The sequence below is a fragment of the Pedosphaera parvula Ellin514 genome, from assembly GCF_000172555.1.
Classification (GTDB): Bacteria; Verrucomicrobiota; Verrucomicrobiia; order Limisphaerales; family Pedosphaeraceae; genus Pedosphaera.
Window position 1 is genome coordinate 183,610 of the sequence record NZ_ABOX02000003.1, and the last position, 25,686, is coordinate 209,295.

A 25,686-nucleotide genomic window follows, 5' to 3' on the forward strand; every position below is an offset into this window, starting at 1 on the left:
TTTAGATAAATCCTGACGGAAGAAGCACGAGACCCAACCCGTCCACCTCCACGACCACCCGAGCATTCAGAAGAAACGCAGCCCTGTCAAACTCTTCCATTTAACTCGGCCCGATTCCATTGCTGGGAAAAATGACAAACAGTTCCCTGATGCTGAAGCGGATCCGTTTCCCGTTCTTTCTGGAGATCAACCTGGCTTCATTCTAGCTCCTTTTACGCTTCGGCTTGGACAGCTCTTTTGCCTGCTCCTCCAATAATTTCAAATCGGCTTCCAGTGCCACCGTAGCGCTCGACTCCATCTCAGCCCGACGCCGCTTTTCAAATAATGCATATTGCTCCTCGGCACGTCGGCTCGCCTCTTCGCGGGAAACGTTGCCGGAATCCGGCAACACCTGCCGTTCATTAAAACGCAGGAACTCATCCAGCCTCGTGCGCCAATCGCGCATAAACACCTGCTTTCGGCGACTGGCCTGGTCTTCCGCGTAGTCAAGAAACATGACGACAATGCGGTTGAGCTCCGCGATCTCCTTCTTGTTAAGATAGTTCTTGGCGACCGTCACATCACCTTTACGGACCACCCCTCCTTTCCAGCTCGTCAAACCCATGTTCGGCTTGTTGTGGTCAGCCCGCTTGGCAATCAACTCCGGCGCAGTCTTCCCGCTGACGGCATAATGCAGCTTATTTTGGACAGTTTGAAAAAAAACCTGCACCTCCGCCTCATCAACCTTGTAGTCGGCCGCAAGAGCCAGGACTTCCTTTACCCGCAAATACATTCGCCGCTCACTCGCACGAATATCCCGAATGCGTTCGAGCAACTCGTCAAAGTAATCCGCCACGCCCAGCCCTGGTGGATTTTTCAACCGCTCATCATCGAGGACAAACCCCTTCACCAGATATTCCTTCAGCCGCGAGGTGGCCCATTGCCGAAACTGCGTGCCCCGCTGCGACTTCACCCGGTAGCCAACAGAGATTATGAGTTCCAAATTAAAGAAATCGACCTGATAAGTTTTGCCATCCGTCGCAGTTGTTGCAAAATTTGCAACAACTGAATCGCGCTGCAATTCCCTTTCCTCAAAGACATTAGCTATGTGCCTGGAGATCACTGATTTATCCCTCTGAAAGAGCTCAGCAATCTGATTTAATGACAACCAGACAGTGCCCCCTAGGAGCCGTACCTGCATGCGAGTTTGCTGGTCCTCCGTCAGATAAAGGATCACCTCACCACCAGGATTAGCTTCAGGATTATTCTTCGTCATTCTCTTTAACCAACGCGTCACTATTGCTTACCGACACAAGCTCAGCTTTACAAGATTTAGAAATTACCCTCCGTTCACCAAACCACCTTGGGCAATTTAAGTTCCCCACTGATTCGTTCCGTCTCAGCAATCACCTTATGTTTAGCCTCTGTTAAAATCCGAATCATCTCATCCAAATCACGCTCTTTTTGCTCGGCCGTATAGAGCCTTTGTTTGCCGCCATGTTGGAGCCCACCTGGTTGCTGCGAGTCGGCTGCGAAATTCCGCTGAAGCTGTTACAAATTCATCGTTAAAAGGCAAAGCTCGGATTCCAGAGCCTCAACTTCTTCCCGCTTATCACTCAATGGCCGATTTGGATTTTGCGCCACAGTTCGCTGCTGAGTACAACAACCGGTAAAACCGTAGACTGAACAAACTACGAGTAGAAGCAGCACCAGATAACCACCAAGGTGCGTTGTTCGTATCAAATCCCCCGGCTTATTCAAGCGGTTTAATCGTGCATCGAAAGGCAACAAAGCAGGTGTTAACCCCAGTTCGCCGCCCGCCCGCAACTGATAGTGTTATGGACTGTGTGAGAGGAGTTTTGTTTTGCCGCATAATCATAACCATCCGTTTAAGTATTTGCACCACACATGCAGACTGGTCATCGAGTTTCAAGCCCTGGCTCAACAAGAATCAGCTACTGGAGAGCAAAAGATGTGGAGTCATAACCAGCGAAGCGTGGAAGGGTTAATCGTAAGGCAAAGCTCAACCACTAACTATTCAGAATCATGAAAACGAAACCGGCAAAAAGTCGTTCAGGACTGGTCCATCGGCCAAGTCCAATCGTGTCCGGTTCCCGTAGTCCGTGCAACCCAACACGCATTTGCCTGATCAGAATTTAACAACAACAACGAAAAACCTATGAAAGTCAAACCAACCTCAAAACCGGGACAGGTCGTGATGGAACTCAATCGCCGTGATGAAAAGCTGCTCGACCGCAGCTTCGCAGAAGCTCAAGGTCCGGGATGGCCATTCCAGTTAAAGAACATAATGGTGCCCGTTGATTTCTCCGAGTTCTCCAAAAGGGCGCTGGAATACGCACTGCCGCTGGCAGAAAAATTCGGCGCCAAAATTATTTTGGTTCATGTGATTGAACCGACATTTTATCCGGATAATGTGATGATTCCGGCAGAAACTGAGGAAGTGAACGCCATCATGGCAAGCGAGGGACGAAAAATGCTGGATCAATTGGGGGCTGAAAAAATCAAATCAGGCATCGATTCACAGAAAATTATAACCACCGGCAGACCTTACAACGAAATCATCCAGGCCGCCGCCTCCCAACACGCCGACCTCATCATCATGGCCACTCACGGATACACCGGTTTAAAGCACATGTTTATGGGCAGCACGGCGGAACGAGTTGTGCGCCACGCCCCCTGCCCCGTTCTCGTGGTCCGGGAGCGACGACATGAAACTCAGGGCTAAGTCTTGAAAACAGGATGCCACAGGAAATCACGAAATCACGGTGACGCTCGACCAACCTCGTTGCTGTACACGCGCCTGCCAATACCGCTTCCTGCATCCACTGGGAGCGGATATTGGCGCCAGTGGACTTGCTCCATGTCCAGTGAGTGTCGTGGGGAAGAAAGAACACGAATTTGTTTGGTGCCCGTGTCCACGGCCGCGACTGAAACTAATCCACTCTAAACTCAAGCAAGCGCAACAAGAAAAGGAGATTTATGCCAGCCAAGTCGACGATCCACAATCCTGGTGCATCCAGCGTCCCCTTGCTCGAACAACACCCCTTTCTTCAGGGCATGAGCGCACACCAGGTGAAGATACTGGGTGACTGTTCTCGGCAGGCGCACTTCGAACCGGGTGAGCTAATGTTTCGTGCAGGCGACCCGGCCGACCGGTTCTACCTCATTCAAAAGGGAAAAGTGGCGCTCGAATCGCGGACGCAGGACAAAGCCAACCAGCTCATCCAAAATATCGAAGCCGGTGAGGTGCTGGGTTGGTCATGGATGTTTCCACCCTGCTTCTGGCATTTTGATGCCCGAGCCTTGGAATCGACGGATGCCATGTACATCCAGGGAAAACTCCTGCGCGAGGAATGTGAATCCGACCATGATCTCGGCTATGAACTCTACAAACGCATGGCTGAAGTAATGTTGAGCAGATTGCAGGCAACAAGACGCCGTTTATTGAAATTCGAGGGCAATCCCAACCTGGAAAATAAAAAGGCTGGTTGAATGGCTTTGACAGCCCGATCAGCCGAACCGGAGGTGTGCTGAGGTTTTCATGCTGAAGCTCATTCGTCTCAAGCAGACCCTTGGCCTTGAGAGTTGCTCAATAAGCCTGACTTCGTGGCCCCTGCGCAGCAATCCAAAGAATCCATTGTCTGATCCGAACTCACATGCACTTGCGAGAACAACCATTGGAATGCAGCAATTGCCGTCGCGTGGCCTGCAAGCGTTCCATCATTACCTCGGCCATGCGTTTGTAGAGTTCATAACCAAGATCATGGTCGGTTTCGCATTCCTCCCGCAACGGCGTGCCATAAAAGAATAGTGCTTCGGTGGATTCCACCGCGCGCGCATCAAAGTGCCAATAATAAGGTGGAAAGAGCCAGGACCAGCCGAGGACTTCGCCAGCACCTACCGTCTGGATTGGGGTGACCCCACGTTCCTTTACATACGATTCCAGCGCCACCTTTCCTTGATGGATAAGATAAAAGCGGTTGGCGGGATCGCCTTCTCTGAAAATCACTTCGCCGGGTCGAAAATTCACCACCATGCCACAGTCGCTGAGCAGGCGGAGTTGGTGCGGGCTAAACCCCTCCAGGAAGGGATGACTCGCCATCATTGCCGGCAAACCGGCGGTGGTTATAATTCCCGATTGTGGAGTCCTCGAGGAAGTGGATTCAGTGATGGTATTCATATTTAATTAATTCCTTAATCTGCTGGCAGTCCCGACCCGTCCGTTGGCGTAAGTGTTACATAAATTGCGAAACACATGCCCCTCATGATGGTTGCCAAACCCCGCTGGCAAGTGGTTTGACCGGACTGGATTGCCTGGGTTTTTCCGTGTTCCGCCGCTGTTCAGCATCGTAAAGCGCGGATTCCTTTTCCAGCAGCATCACGATGAAGTAGAGAATGAAGAACACCGCGCCGAGTGGACGTCCCAGACCCCACTGTGAAGCTTCTCCGACATCGCTAAACCCAATGCCCAGGGCGATCAAGGAACAGGTAAGAAGAATTTTTTTTAACATAAGTCTGCTTTCAGTTGAGATGAATGATTGTTTAGCATCACGATTCAAGTTTGACTGGGAAGCAGGATTTGGCTCTCCCTATTTTGGCGAAACCTTCTCCTCAATTGTCGTTCGGAGAGGTAGCCCGGAGAAAACTTCCGGGCACAACACAGATTTTTTGTCGGATTCCTCCCCACAGCGGGGATATACTTTCAAACAATGACAAGCGACCTGGAATTGCTGCAAAACTACGTGAAGAACAAATCGGAAGAATCCTTCGCGGCTTTGGTGAATCGTCACCTCAACCTGGTCTATTCCGCCGCTCTCCGCCAGGTTCGCTCCCCGCAACTCGCCGAAGAAGTCGCTCAATCCACTTTTACCGATCTCGCCAGCAGTGCCCACCGCCTCGCGCCCGACACCATCCTGGCCGCCTGGCTCTATCAAGTCGCCCACCGCACGGCCATCAACGTCGTCCGCCGCGAAGCCCGCCGTCAACTTCGTGAACAGGTCGCCTGTGAACTTACCGCCATGAACGCCACCACCGCCGACTGGACGCACATCGCTCCCCTTCTCGACGAAGCCATGCACGCGCTCGATAACACCGACCGCACCGCCGTCCTGCTTCGTTATTTCGAGAATAAATCCCTGCGTGAAGTCGGCCAAACTCTTGGGGTCAGTGATGATGCCGCCCAAAAACGCGTCGGCCGCGCCGTCGAACGTCTCCGTGAGTTTTTCACCAAACGCGGCATCACCATCGGCGCGAGCACTCTTGTCGTCATCCTCTCCGCCAATGCGGTCCTGGCAGCACCCATCACTCTCTTCACCGCCATCACGACAGCCACTGCACTCACCGGAACAATAACTACTGCCACCGCCACCCAGGCCGTCGCCATGACCACACTCCAAAAGACATTAATTGCCACCGCACTCGCCGCCGCCGTTGGCGTGGGAATCTACGAGTCCCGCCAGTCTTCAAATTACCGAAGCCAGTTCCAAACCGCGCAACAACAGCAACGTTTGCTGAGCGAACAAATCACTCGCCTCACCCAGGAGCGTGATGATGCCATGCACCGCCTCGCCTCAATCGGCAACGGCAACCAATCTTCGAACCAGAACTCAGCCCAACTGCTCAAACTCCGCGCCGAAGTAACACGTCTTCGAAATGAGCAGGACAGACTTGCACAATTGTTAAACGAAGATTCCACGCTCTCCCCCGACCCGATGGAAATGCGTGCCAAACTCTGGATGGATAAAGTCAGAAGACTGAAAGAGAAACTGGAACAAAATCCCGGCAAGTCCATACCTGAACTAAAATATCTCAGCGATCAGGATTGGCTGGAGGTGGTTAAGGACGCAGATGTCGTCACCGATTGGGGATACAAGGAAGCCTTGGCTCGACTCAGAAAACTGGCCAAGGACAAGTTCGCTCCCAGACTGTCCCGTGCTTTGCGTGAGTATGCCCGGGCAAACAATAACGAACTGCCTCCTGATACTGCCGCACTGAAGCCCTATTTCGCATCCCCTGTTGAAGACGCCGTGCTCGAGCGTTACCAACTATTACACACAGGCCCCGTGAAGTGGGACGAATGGGTGCTGGCGGAAAAAGCCCCTGCAGACGACCAGAAGGATACCATCTTTAAAGTCGGCCCGACCGGACTCCAATTCAGCAATAGCAGTAGCATGGGCGAAAGCGGCAGCCAAATGTGGGGAACAAATGATCCGCCATTATCAGTCATCGCGCAAAGCGAGGCCAGCCAGAGAAACACTTCAGACGAAGAACTAAAATCCTTCACAAAATCTTTCATGGAGGATCAAGCCAACGCTCGTGATGGGAAAGTCCTGGATCAAGCTTTCAAAGCGTTCTCCGCAGCCAATCCCGGACAGGAACCTAAATCACCGAATGAAATCAAACCTTATCTCCAAACCACCGCGGAAAAGGACGCCTTTGACCGATTGATCAAACGCAACAATGTCTCAAACTGACACAGTAAAACTTCATGTGCAAAAACCGCCTCGATCATTGCCTTCGTCCTGCACGGAGTTATAAACTCAGGGCATGACTTCTCCGAAACGTGATGAACTGGCCAAACCATCTTTCATTCCCTCTCTCGCTTCTTCATTCAAGCTGATCTTTCCCCTCATCCTGATTGTGTTCAGCCTGTCGATGGTGATTCATTGCACCGCACAACCAACTTCCCCTCCTCCAAAAGCAATCATCGACGGCACCGGTTCAAGCTGGCGCATATTGGGCGAAAAAGATTTCGTAAACGTCAACTGCCAACCGTCAACCTGGAATTGGACCAATGGCATCCTCTATTGCACCGGCACTCCCATAGGAGTAAGCCGGTCGGAGAAAGTTTACACGAACTTCGAAATGGTCGCTCAATGGCAACACCAACAATCAGGTGGCAACTCGGGAATCTACGTCTGGGCCTCTCCTGAATCCATCAAGAACCTGGAACAGGGCGCGAAGGGCCCATTTCCCTCAGGCATCGAAGTGCAAGTGCTCGATCACGGTTACAAGGAACAATACGAGAAGAAGTCCAAAAAGAAGGCAACCTGGTTCACCACAAACGGCGATGTCTTTCCGGTCGGCAACTCCACCATGAAGCCATTCGTTCCCACATCTCCCGATGGCAGCCGGAGTTTCCCCTCCAAAAATCTAAGCAAAGGATTTGGCGAATGGAACCATTATTATATCCGCTGCATCAACGGAGAAGTCCGCCTCTGGGTCAATGGTGAAGAGGTTTCAGGTGGCAACAACGTCCACCCGGCAAGCGGTTACCTCTGTATCGAATCCGAAGGTGCCCCCATCCTCTTCAAGGAAATTAGAATTCGGGAACTGCCATGAAAGTGGTCGGGGCGGATATTGGTGAGATGGCTTCGAGTGCCAGCTTGACCTAATCTTCTCAAAGTGTAGTAATAAGAGTAATCAGCTACTTGTGCATTTCAACCCGCCATCGCACCTTGCTGGCAAGGTATCTTGCTTTGGATTGGTATGCCGGCTGGTAACTTTGCTTCTCTCCCCATCGAACTGTCTCGCTGAGAACGTTGCCACTTCTCAACCTGCCACCATAAACACAGTGGCCGTGGATATCACGAAGCACCACTGAGCTTTCCAGGCACCCAAACTGCCGGCCATCCCTAAAGTGACGAACACGCACCGGCCACGAAATCCAATCGACTCCTTCATTCTCGCCAAACCCGAGCGGTCATATCGCGGATGAGAAAAAACTTTGTCGGATTTTCTGCCCAGCGGTTGTTTAATGGATGAAATGTACGATCAGTCCGACGCCCAACTGCTGCGGCTATACGCCGAACACGACAACGAAGCCGCGTTCCGCGAAATCGTCGTTCGCCACACCGGCCTGGTCTACGGCTCCGCACTTCGGCAGGTCGCGTCGCCCGATCTGGCACAGGACGTCGCCCAAAGCGTCTTCACCGACCTCGCCCGCAAGGCAAAATCCATGACTCGAACACTGGACGAGCACGCTTCACTTCTCGGCTGGCTTTATCGCAGCACCCGCTTCGCCGCGCTCACGCAGTTGCGCAATGACCATCGCCGTCAGGCACGCGAAAAACAGGTTATGGAACACTTTGACACAGCTTCCGAAACGGTACCTGACTGGGGTCGTGTCCGTCCCGCCCTGGATGAAGCCATGAGCGAGCTTAGCGAGGAAGCCAGGGAAGCCTTGCTGTTGCGTTACTTCAAAAACAGTGATTTCCGTACGATCGGCCAATGCTTCAAGATCAGCGATGACACCGCCCAAAAACGGGTAAGCCGCGCCTTGGAACGCCTTCGCCAGCATCTAACCAACCGCGGCGTCACCACCACCGCCGTCGCCCTTTCAACCACACTCTCAACCAATGCCGCCACTGTCGCGCCTGCTGGTCTCTCCGCAACCCTCTCCAGCGCCGCCCTGGCTGCAACCTTCTCCGGCACCGCGACAACTATTGCCATGACCACGCTCCAAAAATCCCTGATCACTGCCGCCATCGTTGCCGCCATTGGCACCAGCCTCTACGAAGCACGCCACGCTTCCAATTCTGAAATCCAGGTTCAAGCGCTCAAACAACAGCAACGGCTTGCGTTCAACCAAATCGAAGACTTGCGAAAGGAGCGGGATGCCGCACTGGGTGGAATCGCCGCTCTGAAGGAAGAAAAACTGCAGTGGCATCGCGAGAACGCGGACCTCCCAAGATTGCGCGGGGAAGTTACAAGGATGCGTCGCGACTTGAAGGAACTGGCAGAATCAAACACCGCCGGAAACGATCCCTTCGTGCAAAGAGCCCTCAAGTGGAAGGCCAACGAAGCCCGACTCAGACAACTGTTTGATGATCGACCGAACCAAAGGATTCCAGAGATGGAATTGCTGTCAGAGGACGCCTGGTTGGATCTGGCCAGGGACGAAGACTTGGAATCAGAATCCGGCATCCGCAAGACGCTGAGCGAAGTTCGGCGCTATGCCAGAAACATCTTTGTGAACGATCTGAGCGACGCTCTTGAAAAGTATGCCGAACAGAATAACGGTTCCCTGCCAACAGATATTCTTCAGTTGAAGACCTATTTTAAAAAGCCCGTGGACGACGCTCTGCTACAGCCGTATAAACTTCTGCAGACCGGAAAAGTGAGCGACATGAAAGGGCAATGGGCAATCACAGACACGGTTGTGGATGCGGAATACGACACTCCGTGGGGCATCGGCCCCGGCAGTTTTGGCCCAATGCGTGGTTCGTCGGAAGCAGTGGCAACCCTCAGCTCAAAGCTCAACTCCGCAATTAAAGAGTTCTCCGACGCGAACAATGGCAAGACACCCGGAGAGCTGGAGCAACTCATTCCTTATGTAAAAACCGCTGCTCAATCGAATGCGCTTGAACAGCTGAGTAGAATGAATGTGCGTCTTGGTCAAAAATGATGCGCCCAGATCGCTCCATATTTTTCCGGCGCTATCAACCTGCACCAGCCTTAAGATGTCATTTGGACTGCTGCAGAACTTTTTCAGGGGTTGTATCGCCATTCCTCTTGTCAATCTTCCGCGTCACAAAGGAGCTGTGAATACACCCCAGCATCGGACAGATCAGGACCACAAAACCCCAGGCATGAAAGAACGTCTCTGCGTTCCTGGGTGCGCATAACTGGACCATTCCCACAACAAATATCGGAATCGTCCAGAGCGAAATTATCCTTCCACCATAATGCTATATTTGTCCCGAATGCAGATTAAACGTCCCCCGCTCTCCTACTTGATGAAGTAGCCCGACACCTTCCACTTGCCATCCTCCAACATCGGCGTGACAGTTTCGATGGCATCCTTCTTATTCTCAAATTGTGTCTTGAACTGGATGATGACGTATTCGCCCTTGGGCGCGCCCGGCAATTCAGTCATGTAGTCCCGATTCCTCACCTCTCTCGATTCCACTTTCCCCAGCGGAGCTCGAACCGGCTTCACCATTTCTGCCCACTTTTCCGGGGTCAAGGAATTCTTGAATGGCACAGCAGATTGCTCCCAACTTTCCTTGTAACTCCCCTTGTCAATCAACGCCAACCAGGCAAGTGCAGCATCCGTTGCCGCCTTCTCTTGTTCCGCATGGGAAGAACTTGGTTTGCCGCATGCAGACAATCCGCATGCAATAATCAACAACCAGTAGATGTAGTATTTTTTCATAAAACCCCTCGAATTTAGCCCCTACTGCGAGGCATGCCGAACCACCCCCAGTTTCTTATACAGCACGTAGGAATACAGAATGGAAAAGAGCGCGAATCCTAGAGTGAGAGGTAACACGACCCAGAACGCATAACGCTCCGGTGGCACAATGAAGCAAAGCCCGATCATGAGAAATCCTTCGACCATCATCAATCGCCCACCGACTCGATGGGTTTGCGCCCAGACCTCCTTCGATTCCAGTGTCCATGGGGTGCGAATCCCAACAAAGTAATTGGGACGTAGTTTGGTCATGAAATTTCCCAGCACAACGAATAGGAAACCCATGCCAATATATATCGCGTAGGTGAAATTCGCCCCATCCTTGAAAAGCTTGAGTGTCGCGGCCAGCATTACCAGGGATACAAAGGACATGAACGCGGTAATGGCCAGGCGAAAAATCCGTACTGTTCGCCACAGGCTGGCCCGCATTTCCGGATCGTGCTTTCTCAGCTTGGGATCGATCAACGGCAGTAAACCCGTCAACAAGGCAATCCCAACGTTGACCACAGGTACCAGCAAGGTGCCAAATGACTTCCTCGCGATCCCATCGACTTCTCCACGGGCGTTCCAATGAATCGGCACCCAGCCCGGCAGTCTATCCCAAAGCAGGGCGACGGCGCAAAACGGCACGGCCAGAATCACCACTTGAAGCCACTCCTTTTTCAGATCGGCGAGTTTCATGTTTAACTCCTTTTTTGCTCGGCTTTGACAACTTCATCAACCACGACAGGCATTCATCCAATACGCTTGTATTTAGCGAATAGGTGATAAATTGCCCGTTCTTTTCCGAAAGAACCAGGTCGGCTTGCTTCAGCAGATCCAGATGATGCGAAATGCTCGGCTGGCTGATGGTAAATCCATCGGCAATTTCGCCTGCAGTCATATCCCTCTCCCGGAGCAACTCCAGAATTTTCCTGCGCGTCGGATCATTCAATGCCTTGAAAAGCTTATCCATACTTCCTTCGATATATAGACAAATATCTAAATACTAGCCGAAGTCAAGTTTGTTTGGAAGACATCGGGGATCAGCCCAGCCATTTTCTTCGCTCTGGCCCAACCAAAGCGGCTGAAACGCAAGCATATGGATGTTTACACTGGCAGAATTCAGAATCGTCCCCAGCGCAGCCACTGCCCAAACCGCTGTTTTACGAACCTTCGTGTCAGCCATTAAATCCACTTCGTGTTTTGTGCCCACCGAAAAAAGCCATGCGGAGGCCTCATTTTTTCAGTCGATAACACTTGATAATATTAACTGCTGGCACGGTGACGGTATGCGTTGTGTCTGTGTCCAAAACTGCTTGTGATGTTGGCGACCAAAGTCCACTGTCAGGTGCCCCAGTCTCTTCCAGTGAAAACCCGCTTATCCCCACGGGCCACGAAAGGATTGCATTGCTGCCGGCAAGCCGGATGTTAAGGATCGGTGCATTGGTATTTTGGATGATGGAAACACCGCTCCAATAACCACCTTCAACCGTATAGCCGCCGCCGGAGAGGACTCCAGCATCGGGCTGCCCGACAGTGCCGTTGATGGAAAACGCCCCGCCACTGCTGGTTCCGCCGCCGCCGTCCACGGTAAACCAATCCATGTTGTAACTCTGAGCGCTGGCAAGTCCTTGCACACTTATTCCGAATACAGCAACAAGCTGCACGAGACGGATTCGCTGAAGAATTAATTTCATGGTTTCGTTGAGGACAAGGATTGTTGAGCCAGCCAGGCGTCGCAATCGAGCTTCGGAAAGCTCACTGATGCCACCGTCAGCGTGGCATCAGTCCGCTCCTTAGCCAGGTAAATCAGAAAGCCGGAGGGCGTTTCGATAACGGCGCTCACATCCCCGGCACTTCGCAATTGAGTCTTTAACACTTTTTGCAACTGAAGCGGTAATTCACTGAAGCGGGTCGCCTTCGTCGGGCTGGTTTCATTTTGGGCTGCCGTTGTTTGAACAAACTCCCAGGTATGTTCCCCCACCGACCCCACGGAGGATTCCTCCAGCCGTTTTAGCTGGGTGGATAAACCTTGTGCACCGGAGCGCATTGCCAGCAACTTTGTACGTAGAGCATCAGCTTCTTTTCGCACTTGAGCATGAAGTTTGTCGTCATTTTCAAACCGTTCGCGCAACTCCCGCTCGACGACAATGGGACGGGCAAAACTGCGGGCAAATCGATTCGTATCACTCCCAAGCGCCGCCTTGATCTCCCCCAGGACTTCTGGCGCACGGGTGCTTTGATTAATTCGCGATACCTCCGAGTTTACCTGTACGGTGGTAACTTCGATGTGGAAGTAGGTCTTCAAAGCCGCCTCGCGGTCAGCATCCCGCTCCACCAACCGACGAAGCTGTTCCACTGGCACTACTTCCTCAAATGGAGGTTTCGTCCCGGTGCGATGATTATAATAAACCCGCTCAATCGCCGTGCGGTCCGCCAGCAAGTCGTTGAAGTCATCGGCGTGTAACGAGCAGCATCCGAGCCGCCAACTCAATCCCATCAGCCCAAGACAAACAAGTAAGCGTGTTTCGAATCGCGCAATTCGCATCATAAACGACCTCCTCACGGTTTGAGGTAGAGGTACATTGTTTGCGGCGGTGTATAGCGATAGGTCGTATTGAGATAGGCCGTGCCATTGTAGCCACCCCAGACCAGCATGTCGGAACCGGTCCACACTGCCACGTGATTGCCCCGCACCGGCGGCGCCGAAGCATCCCAGATCATCACCGCCCACCTGTCCTTCGCCGGATCATAGCGCCCTGAAAATTTCTCATAAGGACTGCCACCGGTATCAAAAGTATCCAGGCCACCCCAGACAATCATTTCCGAGCTGGTCCAGATTGCGGAATGCTGGCTGCGTCCGCCATATGGGAAAGGAGCCATGGTCTTCCAACTGTTCGCCGCGGGATCAAAGCGTCCGCCCAACGCGAGGTTGGTGGTCGCATTGACACCGCCCCAGACAATCATTTCCTTGCCCGTCCAAACTGCCGTATGGCCAGTACGATTGGCTGGCGCCCCAACCGTCGGCAGCGCGGTCCATGTGTCATTAGTCGGCTGGTACCGCGAACCTGTATTCTGATAGTTGGGCGAGAAAAATGAACCGTTGTATCCACCCCAAACAATCATTTCCTTGCCGGTCCAAACCGCCGTGCAAGCGGCGCGAGCCGTCGGCACACCGGTGGTACTTATCAAAGTCCACGAATTGCTGGCCGGATTGTAGCGACCACCCAGATTGGGATACGTGCCAAGTGTCGCGCCGTACCCTCCCCACACCAGCATTTCGCTCCCGGTCCACACTGCTCCATGCAAGCCGCGCGCGGGTGGTGCATTGTTGGTAGCCACCGTCTGCCATTGGTCCAGCGCCGGATTATACCGCGCTCCGGTTTTTACCGCCTGCACATCATAACCACCCCAGATAATCATTTCCGTGCCGGTCCAGATCGCGCTGTGATTGATGCGCCCGCTGGGAGCATTCGATACCGATGTGAATTTCCAAACGTTCGCTATCGGGTCAAACCGCGCTCCGGTATGCAAATTGATGCCGGAGTTTTCGCCTCCCCATACAATCATTTCCGTGCCGGTCCAGATCGCGCTGGCACTTTGCCGCGTGCCTGGTTCTGCGGCAGCTTGGAACGTTGACATCGCGCTCCACGTATCGGTAGAAGCCTGATAGCGCCCCCCAATTTCCGTATAGCCACCGCTCGAGGTACCCTGGTAACTGTACCCGCCCCAAACGATCATTTCCGATCCTGTCCAAATGGCGGTGTGCGAACTGCGATCCACAGGCACTCCATTCGTACTCATGGCACTCCAGGTATTGGCTGTGGGATTGTAAATGGCGCCATCCTGATACGTATAGCCGTAGGACTGATTGGAAAAAGGATCGTACCCGGAAAAACCGCCCCCCCAAATGAGCATGCGGGTTCCGGTCCAAACGGCCGAATGGCCCACCCGGGCAGAAAGAAGAGTATTTGTGGCCATGGTGCTCCAGGTATTCGCGGTGGCATTGTAGACCCCGCCGTCCTTCAAATAGTCAGAATTATTGTTTATACCGCCCCAAATGATCATCTGGCTGCCAGTCCATACTGCTGAATTATCATATCGCGCTGTCGGCGCATTGTTCGCCGTCATCGCCGTCCAGGAATCGGTGCTGGGATTGTATTTGCTGCCCGTATTCAGTTCGCCGCCCCAGACGATCATCACGTTCGGGCCCGATGCCCAAACCACCGTGGGTCCGTAACGCGCAACTGGAGCGTTCACCGTGGTGGTAGTCAGCCATGTGTCGTTGACTGGATTATACCGCCCACCGGTGTTCACGTTGGATGAGGCATCCGTTCCACCCCAGATAACCATCTGGCTTCCGGTCCACACAGCCCCGTGATAGTAGCGTGCGCTGGGCGCGTTGATCGTGGAAACGGGCTGCCACGAATCGGTGGCGGGTTTATAACGTGCGCCTGTATTCTGTGTCATGTCGCCGCCCCAGATGATCATCTCGGTTCCAGACCAGACCGCCGTATGGCTGGCTCGTGCCGAAGGTGAGCCGATCTGGCTTAATACCGTCCACGAATCTGCTGCCGGGTTGTAACGGGCACCGTCATTGCGGAGCGAACCGTTGTCTCCACCCCAGATAATCATTTCGCTGCCGGTCCAAACCGCGGTGTGCCCGTCGCGTGCCGGACTATATGTTCCCGTGTTGGTCGGCCCAGTGGCAAGATTCGTCCAGCTTTCCGAAATCAGGTCCACGCGTCCGATCTTCACGTAGCCCGCATTGATAAGATTGGTGGCATTTAATTCCGCTGACAACACGACGCCACCCGAAGCCACTCCGCTTTGGCCGCTGGCCAGCAGGTTGGCTGCGGCTGCACCAGTGCTCAACTGAGTCGCTGTCACTGCACCGGCAGCAATATTTGCCGCCCCGACTGCTCCCGGCGCGAGCTTCGCACTGGTAACCGAACCATCTGCAATTTTCGGCGTTGTCACGGAGCCATCTACAATTTTTGGAGTCGTCACCGAATCATCTTCGATTTTCGGCGTCGACACGGAACCATTGGCGAGCTTCGGCGTCGTCACCGAACCATCTTGAATTTTCTGTGGCGTCACGGAACCGTCAGCCAGCTTTGTGGTGTCCACCGCACCAATGGCAAGTGCATTGCTGCCAACGCCGCCATTCACAACCCCTTGGGCCACGTTGGCTGTCTGCGCGCTGTCAGCACTCGTCGCCAGTGTTGCGCGCCATGCATACGGCGCGCTGGTGATAAGCTGCCTTGGCGTCAATGTTGTGTAATTGCTGCCACCAACGGGAGCCACCTGGAGCTCAAGATAGAGAGGGCTGCCATTGAAGGCATGCGGATCGAAATCAAATCGCGTAGTGAACAAACCGGCAACTGCTCGTACCGTGAGATTCGTAACCGGTGGCACCACGCCGCCCACCCCGTCCGCATCGGCACTGTAAAGTGTGCCGATGATGCTGAAGACCCCGTCTGCTGGCGCATTGCTATAAGTCAGTCTGCCTTGATAAGTGAAGCCGCTACTCTGCGCGTTCGCGTTCAACGAGATCAGGCATGTTGCTAAAACAACGAGCGACGCTGCGCCAGGGAATGCGCGAATTCTTCGCCATATAAGTTCTCGGGCTGAGAGTCTCGATACAACAACGCGGCAAAATAGTTTGAATTTCACGCCTGCATCACTACCCGACACCCCTCTTCTCACCAATGGGCTGAAGGAACCAATTTACGCCCACCACTGGCACTTTAGAACCAGTTTCCAGCAATAGTCTTGCACTTGCCCCACACCAGCCTAGGCTGGTCGTGAACTTTCCGTGAAGAAGATTTTGGTTATCGAAGATCAGCCGGAAATGCGGCGAAGCTTGGAAACGACTCTGGAAATGGAAGGCTTCGAAGTGTTGCTGGCTGAGGATGGTCGCATGGGTCTCGAATTGGCGCTCGCGGCCAGGCCCGACCTGATACTTTGTGACGTCATGATGCCGGGCATGGACGGCCATGGATTATTGCAGGTGCTCCGCGCCGATAACCGCACGGCGCATCTCCCGTTCATCTTTTTAACCGCCCGCGCTGATAAACAAGATGCGCGTACAGGCATGAACTTGGGCGCGGATGATTACCTAACCAAACCAGTCGCCAAATCGGACTTACTCGCTGCCATCTCTTCGCGATTACAGCGTGCCGAGGTACAGAAACGACGGTTGGACGGGAAGCGTGGAGAATTTAAGCCTGATTTCAGCTCGCCCGCAATTTTCGCAAACCTCGGACTCTCCCGCCGCGAGGCAGAAGTGCTATTGTGGGTGGCTCAAGGGAAATCCAACGGCGACATCGCAGATATTCTGGGACTCAGTGAGTTCACGGTGAAACGCCATATGGCGGGTATTTTCGATACGCTTGGAGTGCAAAGCCGCAATGCTGCCATGCTTCGGGCGCTTGAATCGATGGGCTCGGAGCGATAATTGCATTTGTTCTCATGCGCGCGCCTACCAGGATTCGCCAATCATTCTCCGGCCCCATGCTGATGCCGTGGATTGTTTGCATCCTTACGCTGAGTCTCTCCGTCGCGGCCTGGATTCAAGTGCGCCATAATACCGAACGCGAACTGGCACTACATTTCGATTCCCTAAGCTCAATCGCTTGCAACTCCATCCAGCGTGCCATTGGCCTCGAATTTGATGATGCGCAAATCCTGAGCGAACTCCTCCGCCATGACTCCACCATTTCCGACCAGCGCATCACCAACTTTCTCAAATCTGTGCATTGGCAAAGACGCCACCCGGGTTTCATGGACATCGGAGTAGCTCTTTACACCACCAACTCTTCTGGAAATGACTCGTTGTTGGTTAAGCTGAGCGAAAGTCGCGGTCCAAACAGTCTTCACGTCCGCGGCTTTGACCTTTTGAGCGAAGCCGCGCGACGGGCTGTTTTCGAAAAAATCATGGACTTTCCGGGACAAAGGGCAGGCGACGTTGCAAGCTTGACTGATACGAACATGCCAATTCACCCGGGCGTGGTTCAATATCATCCGTTTTGGAAAAGCCCGCCAGGTTTGCTTAAGCCAGAAGAGCGCAAATCCAATTTGCGCGGAGTGGTGTTCGTTTCGATCGATCAATCACAGTTGCTCCGCGGAGTCATGGGCGGACTCACCAACCTTCCGTTGATCGTGACGCTGGTTTCCCAAGGTGCCCCGCGTGTGACCAGGGGGACGATGGCACGCACGGCCACTCTGAGCATCTCCGGAGGTGAATGGCGGTTGGATATCATCCCCTCGCCTTCCTTCTACGCCGGCACACGGATGATATTTCCCACCGTGGTCTTAATCTGCGGGTTAACCATGAGCATGTTGCTCACCAGCATAGTATGGATTCAAGCGCGCCGCCGGGTGGAAGCCGAAACGGCCATCCTTGAATTACGCGTGCGCGATGCGGCAATTTTGGGATTCAATGCCGAACTCGAACGCCGCATTACCCTACGCACCGCCGAACTGGTTGAGAGCCAGACCCGCTTGCGCGCTTCGGAGGAAGAGTTGCGCCACGCCTTGGAACAGGAGAAGGAACTGGTTCGCCTCAAAACAGATTTCGTAAGTTTGGTTTCACATGAATTTCGCACTCCGCTCGGCATCATCCAATCTGCGGCGGAAGTATTGGAGAGCTATTTCGACCGCCTTAAGGCCGAACGACGCAACGCGCACTTGCAGGACATTGCGAGGGCAACCAGACGAATGACTAATCTCATGGAGGAAGTGCTCCTGCTGGGCCGGGTGGACTCAGGCAAACTGGATTGCACACCGCAGGTCCTCGACCTGACAGACTTTTGCCGTCGGCTAACCAACGAACTTCTCGCTGCCACCAATCGCAAGTGTCCGATTGAACTTTCGATTGCCAATCTCGAAGGTCAGGTCGCAACCGACGAAAACACCTTACGCCACATTTTTACGAACCTGCTTTCCAATGCTGTCAAATACTCGACCGGAGGCCATCCGGTCCACTTTAGCGTGGTGCGGGAAAACAATCATGCCGTCTTCGTGGTGCGGGATTCCGGCATCGGCATTCCTCGCGCTGATCTGCCCCACCTTTTTCAGGCGTTCCGTCGCGGCTCCAATGTCGGCGGCACAACCGGAACAGGTTTGGGTCTCGTCATCGTCAAGCGGTGCGTTGAATTGCAAGCTGGAGAATTAACTTTCGTAAGCACTGAGGGTATGGGTACGGCTTTCAAGGTAAAACTGCCTCTGTTTACATAAATTATTTTTGATTCTCATCGTCTCTGGCGTTTCACATCCCGACTGAAATTTATACCGAATGCCATGTTTTCATCGCTCCTAATCCGCCTATCCGCTAAATAATAGCCTGATGAAACAGTTGCTCTTGCTTTGGCTCTGCCTCTCCACTGCTTTGGCTGCGGATGTCAGGTCTGACAGCAATACCGTCGATCGTAAACTCATCATCGACCGCCTTGCCCAGGAACTCGCCCCCCGTCTCGCCCGCTCCCGCTACATGGAAGCCAATCCACAAAAAGTCACCGTGCCGGGCTGGGAAAATTTTCCCACCATCAAATACACCTACACTCTCAACGACAAGGCCACCGGCACCAATAAAACTGTCAGTGTCATCATGCTTAATCCCGATGCCCAACTACTCGCCCGCTGGATCGTGACCGCCTGCTTTGAGGTCAAAGGCTCGGCGGATACGAATCTCACCAAAAAGCTTACCGACCGCATTATCTCCCAATCCGGCGGTCAGTTCCCTGTTCGCGGCATCGTTTACGAAGACATCCTTCCCGCCAATGGCATCCACGAAGTCTATTGTTTTATGGACGGCGTCACCGTGAAAGTGAATGGCGTTGATCATCGCAGTGAAAAACAATCATCCCCGGACCAAATGAACAAAGCCCTTCAAGCCACCAAGGCCGACGTTACCTGGGTCGGCAAATACGCACGCATCCAAGGCACCACCCGTGAGGAATACCAACAAGCTGGCGGCAAGGAGAATGTTCAAGATGCCGCCTGGCTCGACATCAGCCGCAAACTCTATCAACAAGCGTGGAACTCCGACCGCAATGAGCTACTCATCGCTTGGGCCAGGGTCAATCTGTAAGCTGCCGGTTCGCTTGCTCCTTTCATCTGTTCCTTTCCCTGTCCGATTTTTGCACCGGCGGTTACTCTCTCATGAATGAACAGTTTGACGGATCAACAACTACTGCGCGACTACGCCGGCTCCCGGTCAGAAGCAGCCTTTGCCGAACTCGTGCGACGGCACATTGATTTCGTCTATTCCGCGGCCCTGCGCATGGTTCGCGATCGTCATCTGGCCGAGGACATAACCCAGGGTGCCTTCGTGGCTCTGGCGCAAAATGCCGAACAACTCACCAAACACCCGGTTCTGGCCGGCTGGCTGCATCGCACTTCGCAAAACCTGGCCGCCAATGCAGTTCGCGCCGAGGTCCGCCGTCGCGCCAGGGAAGAGAAATCTGCTGCCATGAACGAACAGCTTTCCAACGAAACCGACGCCACCTGGGAGTCTGTCGCCCCTCACCTGGACGCCGCACTGGGCGAACTAAGTGAAACCGACCGGGACATACTTTTGTTCCGCTATTTTCAAGGCAAATCCGCCCGCGAAATCGCGCAAACCCTCGGGCTCACCGACGAAGCAGCACAAAAGCGCGTCAACCGCGCCGTCGAACGCCTCCGCGAAATTTTCGCCAAACGCGGCGTTACTGTCGGTGCTGGCAGCCTCCTTGTTCTCATTTCTGGCAATGCCGTGCAGGCCGCGCCGACTGGATTGTTCACCATCATTTCAACCTCCGCAGCAATGGCCGGCACCGCCGCCATCTCCACCGCAACCAAAACCATCGCTATGACCACACTTCAAAAATCACTGCTCACCGCCACCCTCATCGCCACTGTAAGCACAAGCATCTACCAGACGAAACAAGCTTCAACCCTGCGTGCCCAGATGCAAAACCTTCAACAACAATTGCAACCCCTCACCGACCAAAACAGACAACTCACCCTTGATCGCGAAAAAGGGACACGCCAACTCTCGGCCTTGCGTGCAGAAATTGGACGACTAAATAGCAACCAGTCTGAACTTCTAAGGCTGCGAAGTGAGACGGGAAGGCTCCGACATCAAACGAATGAACTTGGGAAGCTGGTCCGAACCTGGTCCGCCGCCAGCACACCAGACCAATCCTCCGAGTCCACCAACTTCCCCAAGGACTCCTGGGCATTCGTTGGCTTTGGCACACCGGAAGCCACTATTCAGTCGTTCATGTGGGCCAAGAGTCGTGGTGACGTAAAAACAGCGTTCGATGCCGCCACTCCCGAACTTAAACGGAAGATAATGGACCTTTATTTCAAGGATAAAACCGATGCCGAGATTTCGGACTTATTGGTTGATTCTTCAAAAAATCAAAACGGTGTCCGTGTTTTGAAGCGAATGAATGTGGCGGATGACCAGGTGATCTTTCAAGTTCACTTTGATGGCTATCCCGAAAAGTCCTTCGACATACTCTCGCTCAAAAAAATCGACGATGAATGGAAAGTCTCGAATACCGAGGACCACGTGGAGCAAAAGTGATCCTATGGAAAAATTGGATTTGCTTCACGAAGTTCCCGCGAATGCCACACCAAACGCCTCGTCGAACTCAGCCACGACCTGCAAAACGATCTAATCTCGCTCCGCCCTGCCGAAAGTCTCCCGCATCACCACTTTCAAATCCCGCAGCGCACGCCTTCCATCCCCGACAAAGCTCGATCCATGCATGATGGCAAGCGTCCGGGGTTCTAAATCCGCGAGGCCATTCAGCAACCGCTCTGTTTGTGACGTATAAGGCATGTAATCCATCAAAGGCCCCTTTTGATACTCTGAAATGCTTTGATGAACACGGCCAATGATATCCGATTCAGTGACGGCTTCCACTGCCCCAGCCTGATGACACAAATCTGAACAGAACAACGTCTGGTTCGTTTCTTCAAACATCACGCCAGCATCCCAGCCATGCGGCAAATGCGGCGTGGGACAAAACCGAAATTTATATTTGCCAGTTTGCAGAACCTCGTTCTTATCCAGGGCACGCGCAGGCCGGATGGCAAAATCCGCCAGATTTACCAACGACGTCACAACCCCACAAGCCGCCTGGGCAGAGGGTGCGATTTGCAACCATTCATTCAGTGCCCCGCACTCATCCACCTCGAAATGGCTGAAACTGATCCAGCGCAAATCGGCAGGATTGATCAGACGAGCCACCGCCTCGCGTATCTCCGGAAACATCCGTCTCATCCCTGTGTGATAAAGCAGAGGCTCCTCATCCTTCACGAGGAAGTGATTGAATTGAAGGTTGATCTCCGGAACGAAAAGCGAGATGCGATAAACATCCGGCGCAATCTCATTTACCAATGTATTTGCACTCATATTAGCTGGTTTTAGGACCTGGACCGCTTCCGGTCCTGATCAGGTTTCTTATCCTTTTTATTTGTTCCCCCGCTCGCACACAAAAGCAAACAAGGAAATCTAACTCACGTGCGGACGTGATCGGATTTGCCTTCGAGAATAGCACGCATGAGTTTCCAAACAAGGCGGCAATTCATTTGCTTGGTTGGACAATTAATGCCATCAATCTTCACACCCTTCCTGCTTGCCTTTTGCAGTGCCCTCCTCCAGCCTCGATTTATCCATCGCTTTTCGAACTGACCAAATGACCAAAGCTGATCTCCAATTGATCGAATCCGAACTCGGCATCACCCTGCCCGATTCCTATAAACGCGCTGTAGTTCCATTCCCCATTTCCGCCCTCGTTGGCAATACCGATTACGAACTCTGGGACGATGCGCAAGCCCTCATCAAGCTAAACCGCGGCCTGCGCAATGGAGCACACCTCCGTCCAGCGTGGCTACCCCACTTCTTCGCCATCGGCGACCCTCGTGGAGATGAACTCATTGCCATTGATCTTCGCGATGCCAATGCTCCAGCTTGGTGGCTCGACCACGGCTTATTGGACAGCAAAGCCAGTTACCAATCTCACGCCCGCTTCACAGATTGGCTTCAGGAATTTAATCGCGATCTCCGTTCAGACCTTGAAGGCGATGGCTACAATCCTGACGGAACACCGGAAAATTTGAAAGCCGACCAAAATCGGGAAATGAAGCGCGGCTATCTCGGCTGTCTTCTCTTTATAGTCCTCGCAATCTTTGCTTTGGCTACTTATCGTTACTTCCGTCATAACTTATGAAGCGATTAGGTTTCTCACTCCTTTTTCTCGGATTCATTTGGATTATCTACCTCGTCCTTTTCGACTTCACAGCCTATCAATACACGCTGACAGTTTATTACGAGAAATCAAAACTGCCCGAAGGGGAGCAAATCAGCAGAAAGGATTCAGCGACGGCATTGCGAAATCTCGCTCTAGAATTAAAGGATCGGAATCGTCTCGTTCTGCTTCCCGGCTGTCTCATGTTGTCCGGCGGATTACTGGCGGGTTGTTCATCCTCAAAGCATGGAAAAGTCTCAACATTTTCCACCAAGGGTTCGACTTCTGCACCAGGAAGTTAGAAACCCCATACCTCCTCGAGCCGCCGCCCAAACATTGACGCAGTAAAACTTCTGGCGACAACGTCCAGCCAGCAGAGCCATCAAACTTCTCTTCACTTAAATCAATACCATTGAAAATTTTATCAATTCACACCTTCGCATGCGATTCCGTTATTACACACGCATGCAATTTGCTGACCGCATCATTCAACTCATCATCAGCGTTTTTCTTATCGTAGGCGTTTACCAATTCTACTTCTGGTGTCAGCGCAACCACGTTGCCAAGCCACGCGAACTCCGCTCCCCCATTGATGACAGAATCCCCTATCGCCCGCGCTGGGTCTGGATTTATAGCTTTCTTTACTACCCCGTCATTGTCGCCATTAACTGGGTCGTCACCTCGCCGCGACACTACCTTTACGTCGTCATCAGTTTCATGTTTCTCCTCGGCCTGCAAATGTTCTTCTTTACTTTCTTTCCCGTAGCCACGCCAATCGAGTGGCGCACCTGCAATGCCCGACGCGGCCGTTCCGAACGCTTCCTCGCCTTCGTGCAAACCTTCGATGCCCGCTCCAATAGCTTTCCCAGCATGCACACTTCTGTCGCCACTCTCACCGCCCTGCATCTATTTCCTGTGTTCGGCCCCTGGGCCTTCGCCTTCCCCATTCTGATTGCCTTAAGCTGCCTCTTCACCAAGCAACATTACATTATCGATCTTCCCGCAGGCGCCCTCCTCGGCTGGGTCGCCTTCAGCTGTTTTAAACTCATTTACTGAACCTGGGGCCGGACCGCTCTTACTCTCGCCGGGTTCCCTCGGGCAATCTCCGTTCATTCATGAAAAATTATTCATCCTTTTGCTACCAAACTCATCTTGCTTTCCTCCGGCCAACTGACTACGTTTGCAGCTCCTTAGGATTACCATGAAATTAAAGTATCGCGCCGCTGCGCTTCTATTTTGTTTTTTTCCCTTCCTTACCCGCGCAGCCACCACTGTCCCCGCCCTTGTTCCTCAACCGCAACAAATGCAGGTGCGCACAGGTCTTTTCACTCTCTGCCCTTCCCAAAACAACCAAGCTCTGCCGGGACGAGCGCTCACCAAAATCCTCGTGGACAATGCCTCCCTGGAAACCGGTCAGTATCTTTCCACGCTGCTCTTCAAATCCACAGGTTATCAATTTGAAGTGCAGACGAACGCTGATACCTCCGCCGTCAAAGGCGCCATTCTGCTCACCACTGCCAATGCCCTTACTAATCTTACCTCCGAAGGTTACGAACTGACGGTCGCGCCCGACTCGGTCGTCATCCGCGCCCCGGCTTCTGCCGGAGTTTTTTATGGTGTCCAGTCGCTGCTGCAACTCCTTCCTCCCCAAATTTTCTCCACTCATCCTGTGGCTGGCGTGCAATGGACTGCTCCTTGTGTTTACATTCAGGATCAACCCCGCTTCGCCTGGCGTGGCTGGATGCTTGACGTTGTCCGGCATTTCTTCACCAAGCAGGAAGTGAAACAACTGCTGGATGTGATGGCTCAGCACAAGCTCAACACCTTTCATTGGCATCTCGTCGATGACCAAGGCTGGCGAATAGATATTTTGAAATATCCGCTCCTCACTCAGGTCGGTGCCTGGCGTAACGGCATCGATTATGGACTCAATCCCCGCGCCAGCGTCTCCACCGACTTCAATTCGGCCGGCCAATATGGAGGCTACTACACTCAGGATGATATTCGCGAGGTTGTAGCCTACGCACAAAAATTGCATATCACCATCGTGCCCGAAATCGAAATGCCCGGTCATTCCAGCGCTGGCCTCGCGGCTTATCCGCAGTATGGTTGCTCCGCCGGTCCGTTCAACATGGACACAATCAATTACGGCATTGATGTCTACAGCCCCGGCACTCCGGGCACGTTCACCTTCTTGCAGGATGTCCTCACCGAGGTTATGGGGCTGTTCCCCGGTCAATACATCCATTGCGGCGGCGACGAAGTATCAACCACAATCTGGAACCGGACTCCTGCCGATGTCGCCCAGATGCAGCAACTCGGCATCGCTACCAACGGTTTCACTTCCGTCGCTCAATATCAAAGTTGGTTCTCCCGCCAAATCGCCAGCTTTCTTCAGGCACACGGACGCACCATGATCGGCTGGTCAGAAATCGAAAACAGCGGCACCGTCACCAATGCCGCAGTGATGGATTGGATCACCGGCAGCGGCAGCGTTGGAAAGACTACTGCTGAGGGAGGCCAATATGTCGTGATGACGCCAAACACCAATTGTTACATTAACTATTATCAGACCACCGATCGTTCGGTGGAACCACTCAGTCAGTCGGGTTTGCTGCCATTAAGGTCGGTTTATGATTTCGAACCCGTGCCCGCAGGTTTGGCACCCCAATACGTTCCGTATATTTTAGGTGCACAAGTCAATCTGTGGGGCGAGTACGTCCCCTCGCTTAAAAACGCTCAGTTCCGCGCCTACCCCCGTCTCTGCGCGCTGGCCGAAGTCACCTGGACCCCCGCCGCTCTGAAGGACTATACCAATTTTACCCAACGCCTTGCCATCCATGAGCAGCGGCTGGATCAAATGAACGTCAATTACGATCGCGAATCCATCACTCAAATTGGCACCTGGTCTCCCGCGCAGATCACCACTTCCTACATCGCTCTAAGCTGGACCGTCACCACCAACCTCACTTCTTCGGGTGAGGTGGACGTGAACTTCTGGTACACTTCAGGTGCCGATGCTCTCAATATTGCCTGGGTTGCCCTGTGGGAAAATGGCGTCGAAATTGATCGCGACACCCATGCCGGACGCACAGGAGCCAGCCAGACCATCCCAATTTACGTCCTTCATTTGCCAGCCAAAAAACCGGGCGCAACCTACAAAATTAGGGCCTACGTCGCTGGGTGGGGCGGCAACGACTCCCATGGCAATGTGTATCTTCCCAATTGGAACTAAATCGCCAAAACCTACTTTCTCTTTCTTTA

The 25,686-nt window shown here is 53.2% G+C and carries 23 protein-coding genes; 13 read left to right on the forward strand and 10 right to left on the reverse strand.

All coding sequences use genetic code 11. The features are described from left to right. Positions 1–202 precede the first annotated feature (202 nt). Positions 203–1,255 (reverse strand): virulence RhuM family protein, encoded by a 1,053-nt coding sequence (locus CFLAV_RS03190; protein WP_007413175.1) that lies wholly within the window; start codon positions 1,253–1,255, stop codon positions 203–205. Between the two features lie 903 nt (positions 1,256–2,158). On the opposite strand from CFLAV_RS03190, the gene CFLAV_RS03195 reads away from it, so the two are divergent. Next, a complete protein-coding gene (locus tag CFLAV_RS03195; protein ID WP_007413176.1) occupies positions 2,159–2,725 on the forward strand; it encodes a universal stress protein in 567 nt (188 codons plus the stop codon). Between the two features lie 254 nt (positions 2,726–2,979). Further along, positions 2,980–3,492, forward strand: coding sequence for a cyclic nucleotide-binding domain-containing protein (locus CFLAV_RS03200; protein WP_007413177.1), 513 nt, complete (start codon positions 2,980–2,982; stop codon positions 3,490–3,492). 160 nt (positions 3,493–3,652) lie between these two features. On the opposite strand, the gene CFLAV_RS03205 is transcribed toward CFLAV_RS03200, so the two are convergent. Next, complete coding sequence (locus tag CFLAV_RS03205) at positions 3,653–4,180, reverse strand: Crp/Fnr family transcriptional regulator (protein ID WP_007413178.1); 528 nt, start codon at positions 4,178–4,180, stop codon at positions 3,653–3,655. Positions 4,181–4,262: 82 nt separating this feature from the next. Then, entirely contained in the window at positions 4,263–4,511 is a 249-nt protein-coding gene (locus CFLAV_RS03210) for a hypothetical protein (RefSeq protein WP_007413179.1), read from the reverse strand. 198 nt (positions 4,512–4,709) lie between these two features. Between CFLAV_RS03210 and CFLAV_RS03215 the strand changes: the two genes are divergently transcribed. The 3 genes from CFLAV_RS03215 (at position 4,710) to CFLAV_RS03225 (ending at position 9,406) form a co-directional block, all read left to right on the forward strand. Beyond that, positions 4,710–6,473 carry an RNA polymerase sigma factor gene (locus CFLAV_RS03215; protein WP_007413180.1) on the forward strand — a complete coding sequence of 588 codons (1,764 nt, stop codon included), beginning with the start codon at positions 4,710–4,712 and terminating at the stop codon, positions 6,471–6,473. A gap of 73 nt (positions 6,474–6,546) precedes the next feature. Beyond that, positions 6,547–7,341, forward strand: coding sequence for a 3-keto-disaccharide hydrolase (locus CFLAV_RS03220; RefSeq protein ID WP_007413181.1), 795 nt, complete (start codon positions 6,547–6,549; stop codon positions 7,339–7,341). Between the two features lie 385 nt (positions 7,342–7,726). Further along, on the forward strand, positions 7,727–9,406 hold the full coding sequence (locus tag CFLAV_RS03225; RefSeq protein WP_083808742.1) for an RNA polymerase sigma factor: 1,680 nt from the start codon (positions 7,727–7,729) through the stop codon (positions 9,404–9,406). A 324-nt stretch (positions 9,407–9,730) separates the two neighbouring features. Here CFLAV_RS03225 and CFLAV_RS03230 read toward each other — a convergent pair whose 3' ends face one another. From CFLAV_RS03230 to CFLAV_RS31730, 6 genes are all read right to left on the reverse strand, one after another. Next, on the reverse strand, positions 9,731–10,156 hold the full coding sequence (locus tag CFLAV_RS03230; protein ID WP_007413184.1) for a DUF4019 domain-containing protein: 426 nt from the start codon (positions 10,154–10,156) through the stop codon (positions 9,731–9,733). 21 nt (positions 10,157–10,177) lie between these two features. Next, positions 10,178–10,876, reverse strand: a complete 699-nt coding sequence (locus CFLAV_RS03235) for an SdpI family protein (RefSeq protein WP_007413185.1) — start codon at positions 10,874–10,876, stop codon at positions 10,178–10,180. Beyond that, on the reverse strand, positions 10,791–11,150 hold the full coding sequence (locus CFLAV_RS03240) for an autorepressor SdpR family transcription factor (RefSeq protein WP_050785612.1): 360 nt from the start codon (positions 11,148–11,150) through the stop codon (positions 10,791–10,793). The genes CFLAV_RS03235 and CFLAV_RS03240 overlap by 86 nt, the downstream gene beginning before the upstream one ends. Before the next feature lie 262 nt (positions 11,151–11,412). Then, positions 11,413–11,874 carry a hypothetical protein gene (locus CFLAV_RS34525; protein WP_007413187.1) on the reverse strand — a complete coding sequence of 154 codons (462 nt, stop codon included), beginning with the start codon at positions 11,872–11,874 and terminating at the stop codon, positions 11,413–11,415. Next, positions 11,871–12,728, reverse strand: coding sequence for a hypothetical protein (locus CFLAV_RS03255; RefSeq protein ID WP_007413188.1), 858 nt, complete (start codon positions 12,726–12,728; stop codon positions 11,871–11,873). The genes CFLAV_RS34525 and CFLAV_RS03255 overlap by 4 nt, the downstream gene beginning before the upstream one ends. An 11-nt stretch (positions 12,729–12,739) precedes the next feature. After that, the gene (locus tag CFLAV_RS31730) at positions 12,740–15,727 is read right to left on the reverse strand and encodes a Kelch repeat-containing protein (protein ID WP_050785613.1); all 2,988 of its coding nucleotides are present in this window, start codon (positions 15,725–15,727) and stop codon (positions 12,740–12,742) included. A gap of 268 nt (positions 15,728–15,995) precedes the next feature. On the opposite strand from CFLAV_RS31730, the gene CFLAV_RS03265 reads away from it, so the two are divergent. From CFLAV_RS03265 to CFLAV_RS03280, 4 genes are all read left to right on the forward strand, one after another. Continuing rightward, positions 15,996–16,637 carry a response regulator transcription factor gene (locus tag CFLAV_RS03265; protein WP_007413190.1) on the forward strand — a complete coding sequence of 214 codons (642 nt, stop codon included), beginning with the start codon at positions 15,996–15,998 and terminating at the stop codon, positions 16,635–16,637. A gap of 14 nt (positions 16,638–16,651) precedes the next feature. Beyond that, entirely contained in the window at positions 16,652–18,418 is a 1,767-nt protein-coding gene (locus CFLAV_RS31735) for a CHASE domain-containing sensor histidine kinase (protein WP_007413191.1), read from the forward strand. A 109-nt stretch (positions 18,419–18,527) separates the two neighbouring features. Next, entirely contained in the window at positions 18,528–19,271 is a 744-nt protein-coding gene (locus CFLAV_RS03275; protein ID WP_007413192.1) for a hypothetical protein, read from the forward strand. A 75-nt stretch (positions 19,272–19,346) separates the two neighbouring features. Further along, the gene (locus tag CFLAV_RS03280; protein WP_007413193.1) at positions 19,347–20,753 is read left to right on the forward strand and encodes a sigma-70 family RNA polymerase sigma factor; all 1,407 of its coding nucleotides are present in this window, start codon (positions 19,347–19,349) and stop codon (positions 20,751–20,753) included. Between the two features lie 90 nt (positions 20,754–20,843). Here CFLAV_RS03280 and CFLAV_RS03285 read toward each other — a convergent pair whose 3' ends face one another. Further along, on the reverse strand, positions 20,844–21,587 hold the full coding sequence (locus tag CFLAV_RS03285) for an MBL fold metallo-hydrolase (RefSeq protein ID WP_007413194.1): 744 nt from the start codon (positions 21,585–21,587) through the stop codon (positions 20,844–20,846). A gap of 283 nt (positions 21,588–21,870) precedes the next feature. Between CFLAV_RS03285 and CFLAV_RS03290 the strand changes: the two genes are divergently transcribed. From CFLAV_RS03290 to CFLAV_RS03305, 4 genes are all read left to right on the forward strand, one after another. Continuing rightward, on the forward strand, positions 21,871–22,404 hold the full coding sequence (locus tag CFLAV_RS03290) for an SMI1/KNR4 family protein (RefSeq protein WP_007413195.1): 534 nt from the start codon (positions 21,871–21,873) through the stop codon (positions 22,402–22,404). Next, positions 22,401–22,724, forward strand: coding sequence for a hypothetical protein (locus CFLAV_RS03295; protein WP_007413196.1), 324 nt, complete (start codon positions 22,401–22,403; stop codon positions 22,722–22,724). Before CFLAV_RS03290 ends, CFLAV_RS03295 begins: the two co-directional genes overlap by 4 nt. Before the next feature lie 163 nt (positions 22,725–22,887). Further along, positions 22,888–23,478: a phosphatase PAP2 family protein gene (locus tag CFLAV_RS03300; RefSeq protein ID WP_040546801.1), complete on the forward strand. Its 591-nt coding sequence runs from the start codon at positions 22,888–22,890 to the stop codon at positions 23,476–23,478. A gap of 145 nt (positions 23,479–23,623) precedes the next feature. Further along, on the forward strand, positions 23,624–25,657 hold the full coding sequence (locus tag CFLAV_RS03305) for a beta-N-acetylhexosaminidase (protein ID WP_007413198.1): 2,034 nt from the start codon (positions 23,624–23,626) through the stop codon (positions 25,655–25,657). Positions 25,658–25,686: the final 29 nt, after the last annotated feature.

Excerpts from the sequence above, each read along its gene's own strand:
- CFLAV_RS03300 (WP_040546801.1), top strand. The coding sequence starts at position 22,888 with ATGCAATTTGCTGACCGCATCATTCAACTCATCATCAGCGTTTTTCTT.
- CFLAV_RS03295 (WP_007413196.1), top strand. The coding sequence starts at position 22,401 with ATGAAGCGATTAGGTTTCTCACTCCTTTTTCTCGGATTCATTTGGATT.
- CFLAV_RS03200 (WP_007413177.1), top strand. The coding sequence starts at position 2,980 with ATGCCAGCCAAGTCGACGATCCACAATCCTGGTGCATCCAGCGTCCCC.
- CFLAV_RS03285 (WP_007413194.1), bottom strand. The coding sequence starts at position 21,587 with ATGAGTGCAAATACATTGGTAAATGAGATTGCGCCGGATGTTTATCGC.
- CFLAV_RS03255 (WP_007413188.1), bottom strand. The coding sequence starts at position 12,728 with ATGATGCGAATTGCGCGATTCGAAACACGCTTACTTGTTTGTCTTGGG.
- CFLAV_RS03280 (WP_007413193.1), top strand. The coding sequence starts at position 19,347 with ATGAACAGTTTGACGGATCAACAACTACTGCGCGACTACGCCGGCTCC.
- CFLAV_RS03190 (WP_007413175.1), bottom strand. The coding sequence starts at position 1,255 with ATGACGAAGAATAATCCTGAAGCTAATCCTGGTGGTGAGGTGATCCTT.
- CFLAV_RS31735 (WP_007413191.1), top strand. The coding sequence starts at position 16,652 with ATGCGCGCGCCTACCAGGATTCGCCAATCATTCTCCGGCCCCATGCTG.
- CFLAV_RS03215 (WP_007413180.1), top strand. The coding sequence starts at position 4,710 with ATGACAAGCGACCTGGAATTGCTGCAAAACTACGTGAAGAACAAATCG.
- CFLAV_RS03220 (WP_007413181.1), top strand. The coding sequence starts at position 6,547 with ATGACTTCTCCGAAACGTGATGAACTGGCCAAACCATCTTTCATTCCC.
- CFLAV_RS03235 (WP_007413185.1), bottom strand. The coding sequence starts at position 10,876 with ATGAAACTCGCCGATCTGAAAAAGGAGTGGCTTCAAGTGGTGATTCTG.
- CFLAV_RS03305 (WP_007413198.1), top strand. The coding sequence starts at position 23,624 with ATGAAATTAAAGTATCGCGCCGCTGCGCTTCTATTTTGTTTTTTTCCC.
- CFLAV_RS03205 (WP_007413178.1), bottom strand. The coding sequence starts at position 4,180 with ATGAATACCATCACTGAATCCACTTCCTCGAGGACTCCACAATCGGGA.
- CFLAV_RS34525 (WP_007413187.1), bottom strand. The coding sequence starts at position 11,874 with ATGAAATTAATTCTTCAGCGAATCCGTCTCGTGCAGCTTGTTGCTGTA.
- CFLAV_RS03195 (WP_007413176.1), top strand. The coding sequence starts at position 2,159 with ATGAAAGTCAAACCAACCTCAAAACCGGGACAGGTCGTGATGGAACTC.
- CFLAV_RS03275 (WP_007413192.1), top strand. The coding sequence starts at position 18,528 with ATGAAACAGTTGCTCTTGCTTTGGCTCTGCCTCTCCACTGCTTTGGCT.
- CFLAV_RS03230 (WP_007413184.1), bottom strand. The coding sequence starts at position 10,156 with ATGAAAAAATACTACATCTACTGGTTGTTGATTATTGCATGCGGATTG.
- CFLAV_RS03210 (WP_007413179.1), bottom strand. The coding sequence starts at position 4,511 with ATGTTAAAAAAAATTCTTCTTACCTGTTCCTTGATCGCCCTGGGCATT.
- CFLAV_RS03290 (WP_007413195.1), top strand. The coding sequence starts at position 21,871 with ATGACCAAAGCTGATCTCCAATTGATCGAATCCGAACTCGGCATCACC.
- CFLAV_RS03240 (WP_050785612.1), bottom strand. The coding sequence starts at position 11,150 with ATGGATAAGCTTTTCAAGGCATTGAATGATCCGACGCGCAGGAAAATT.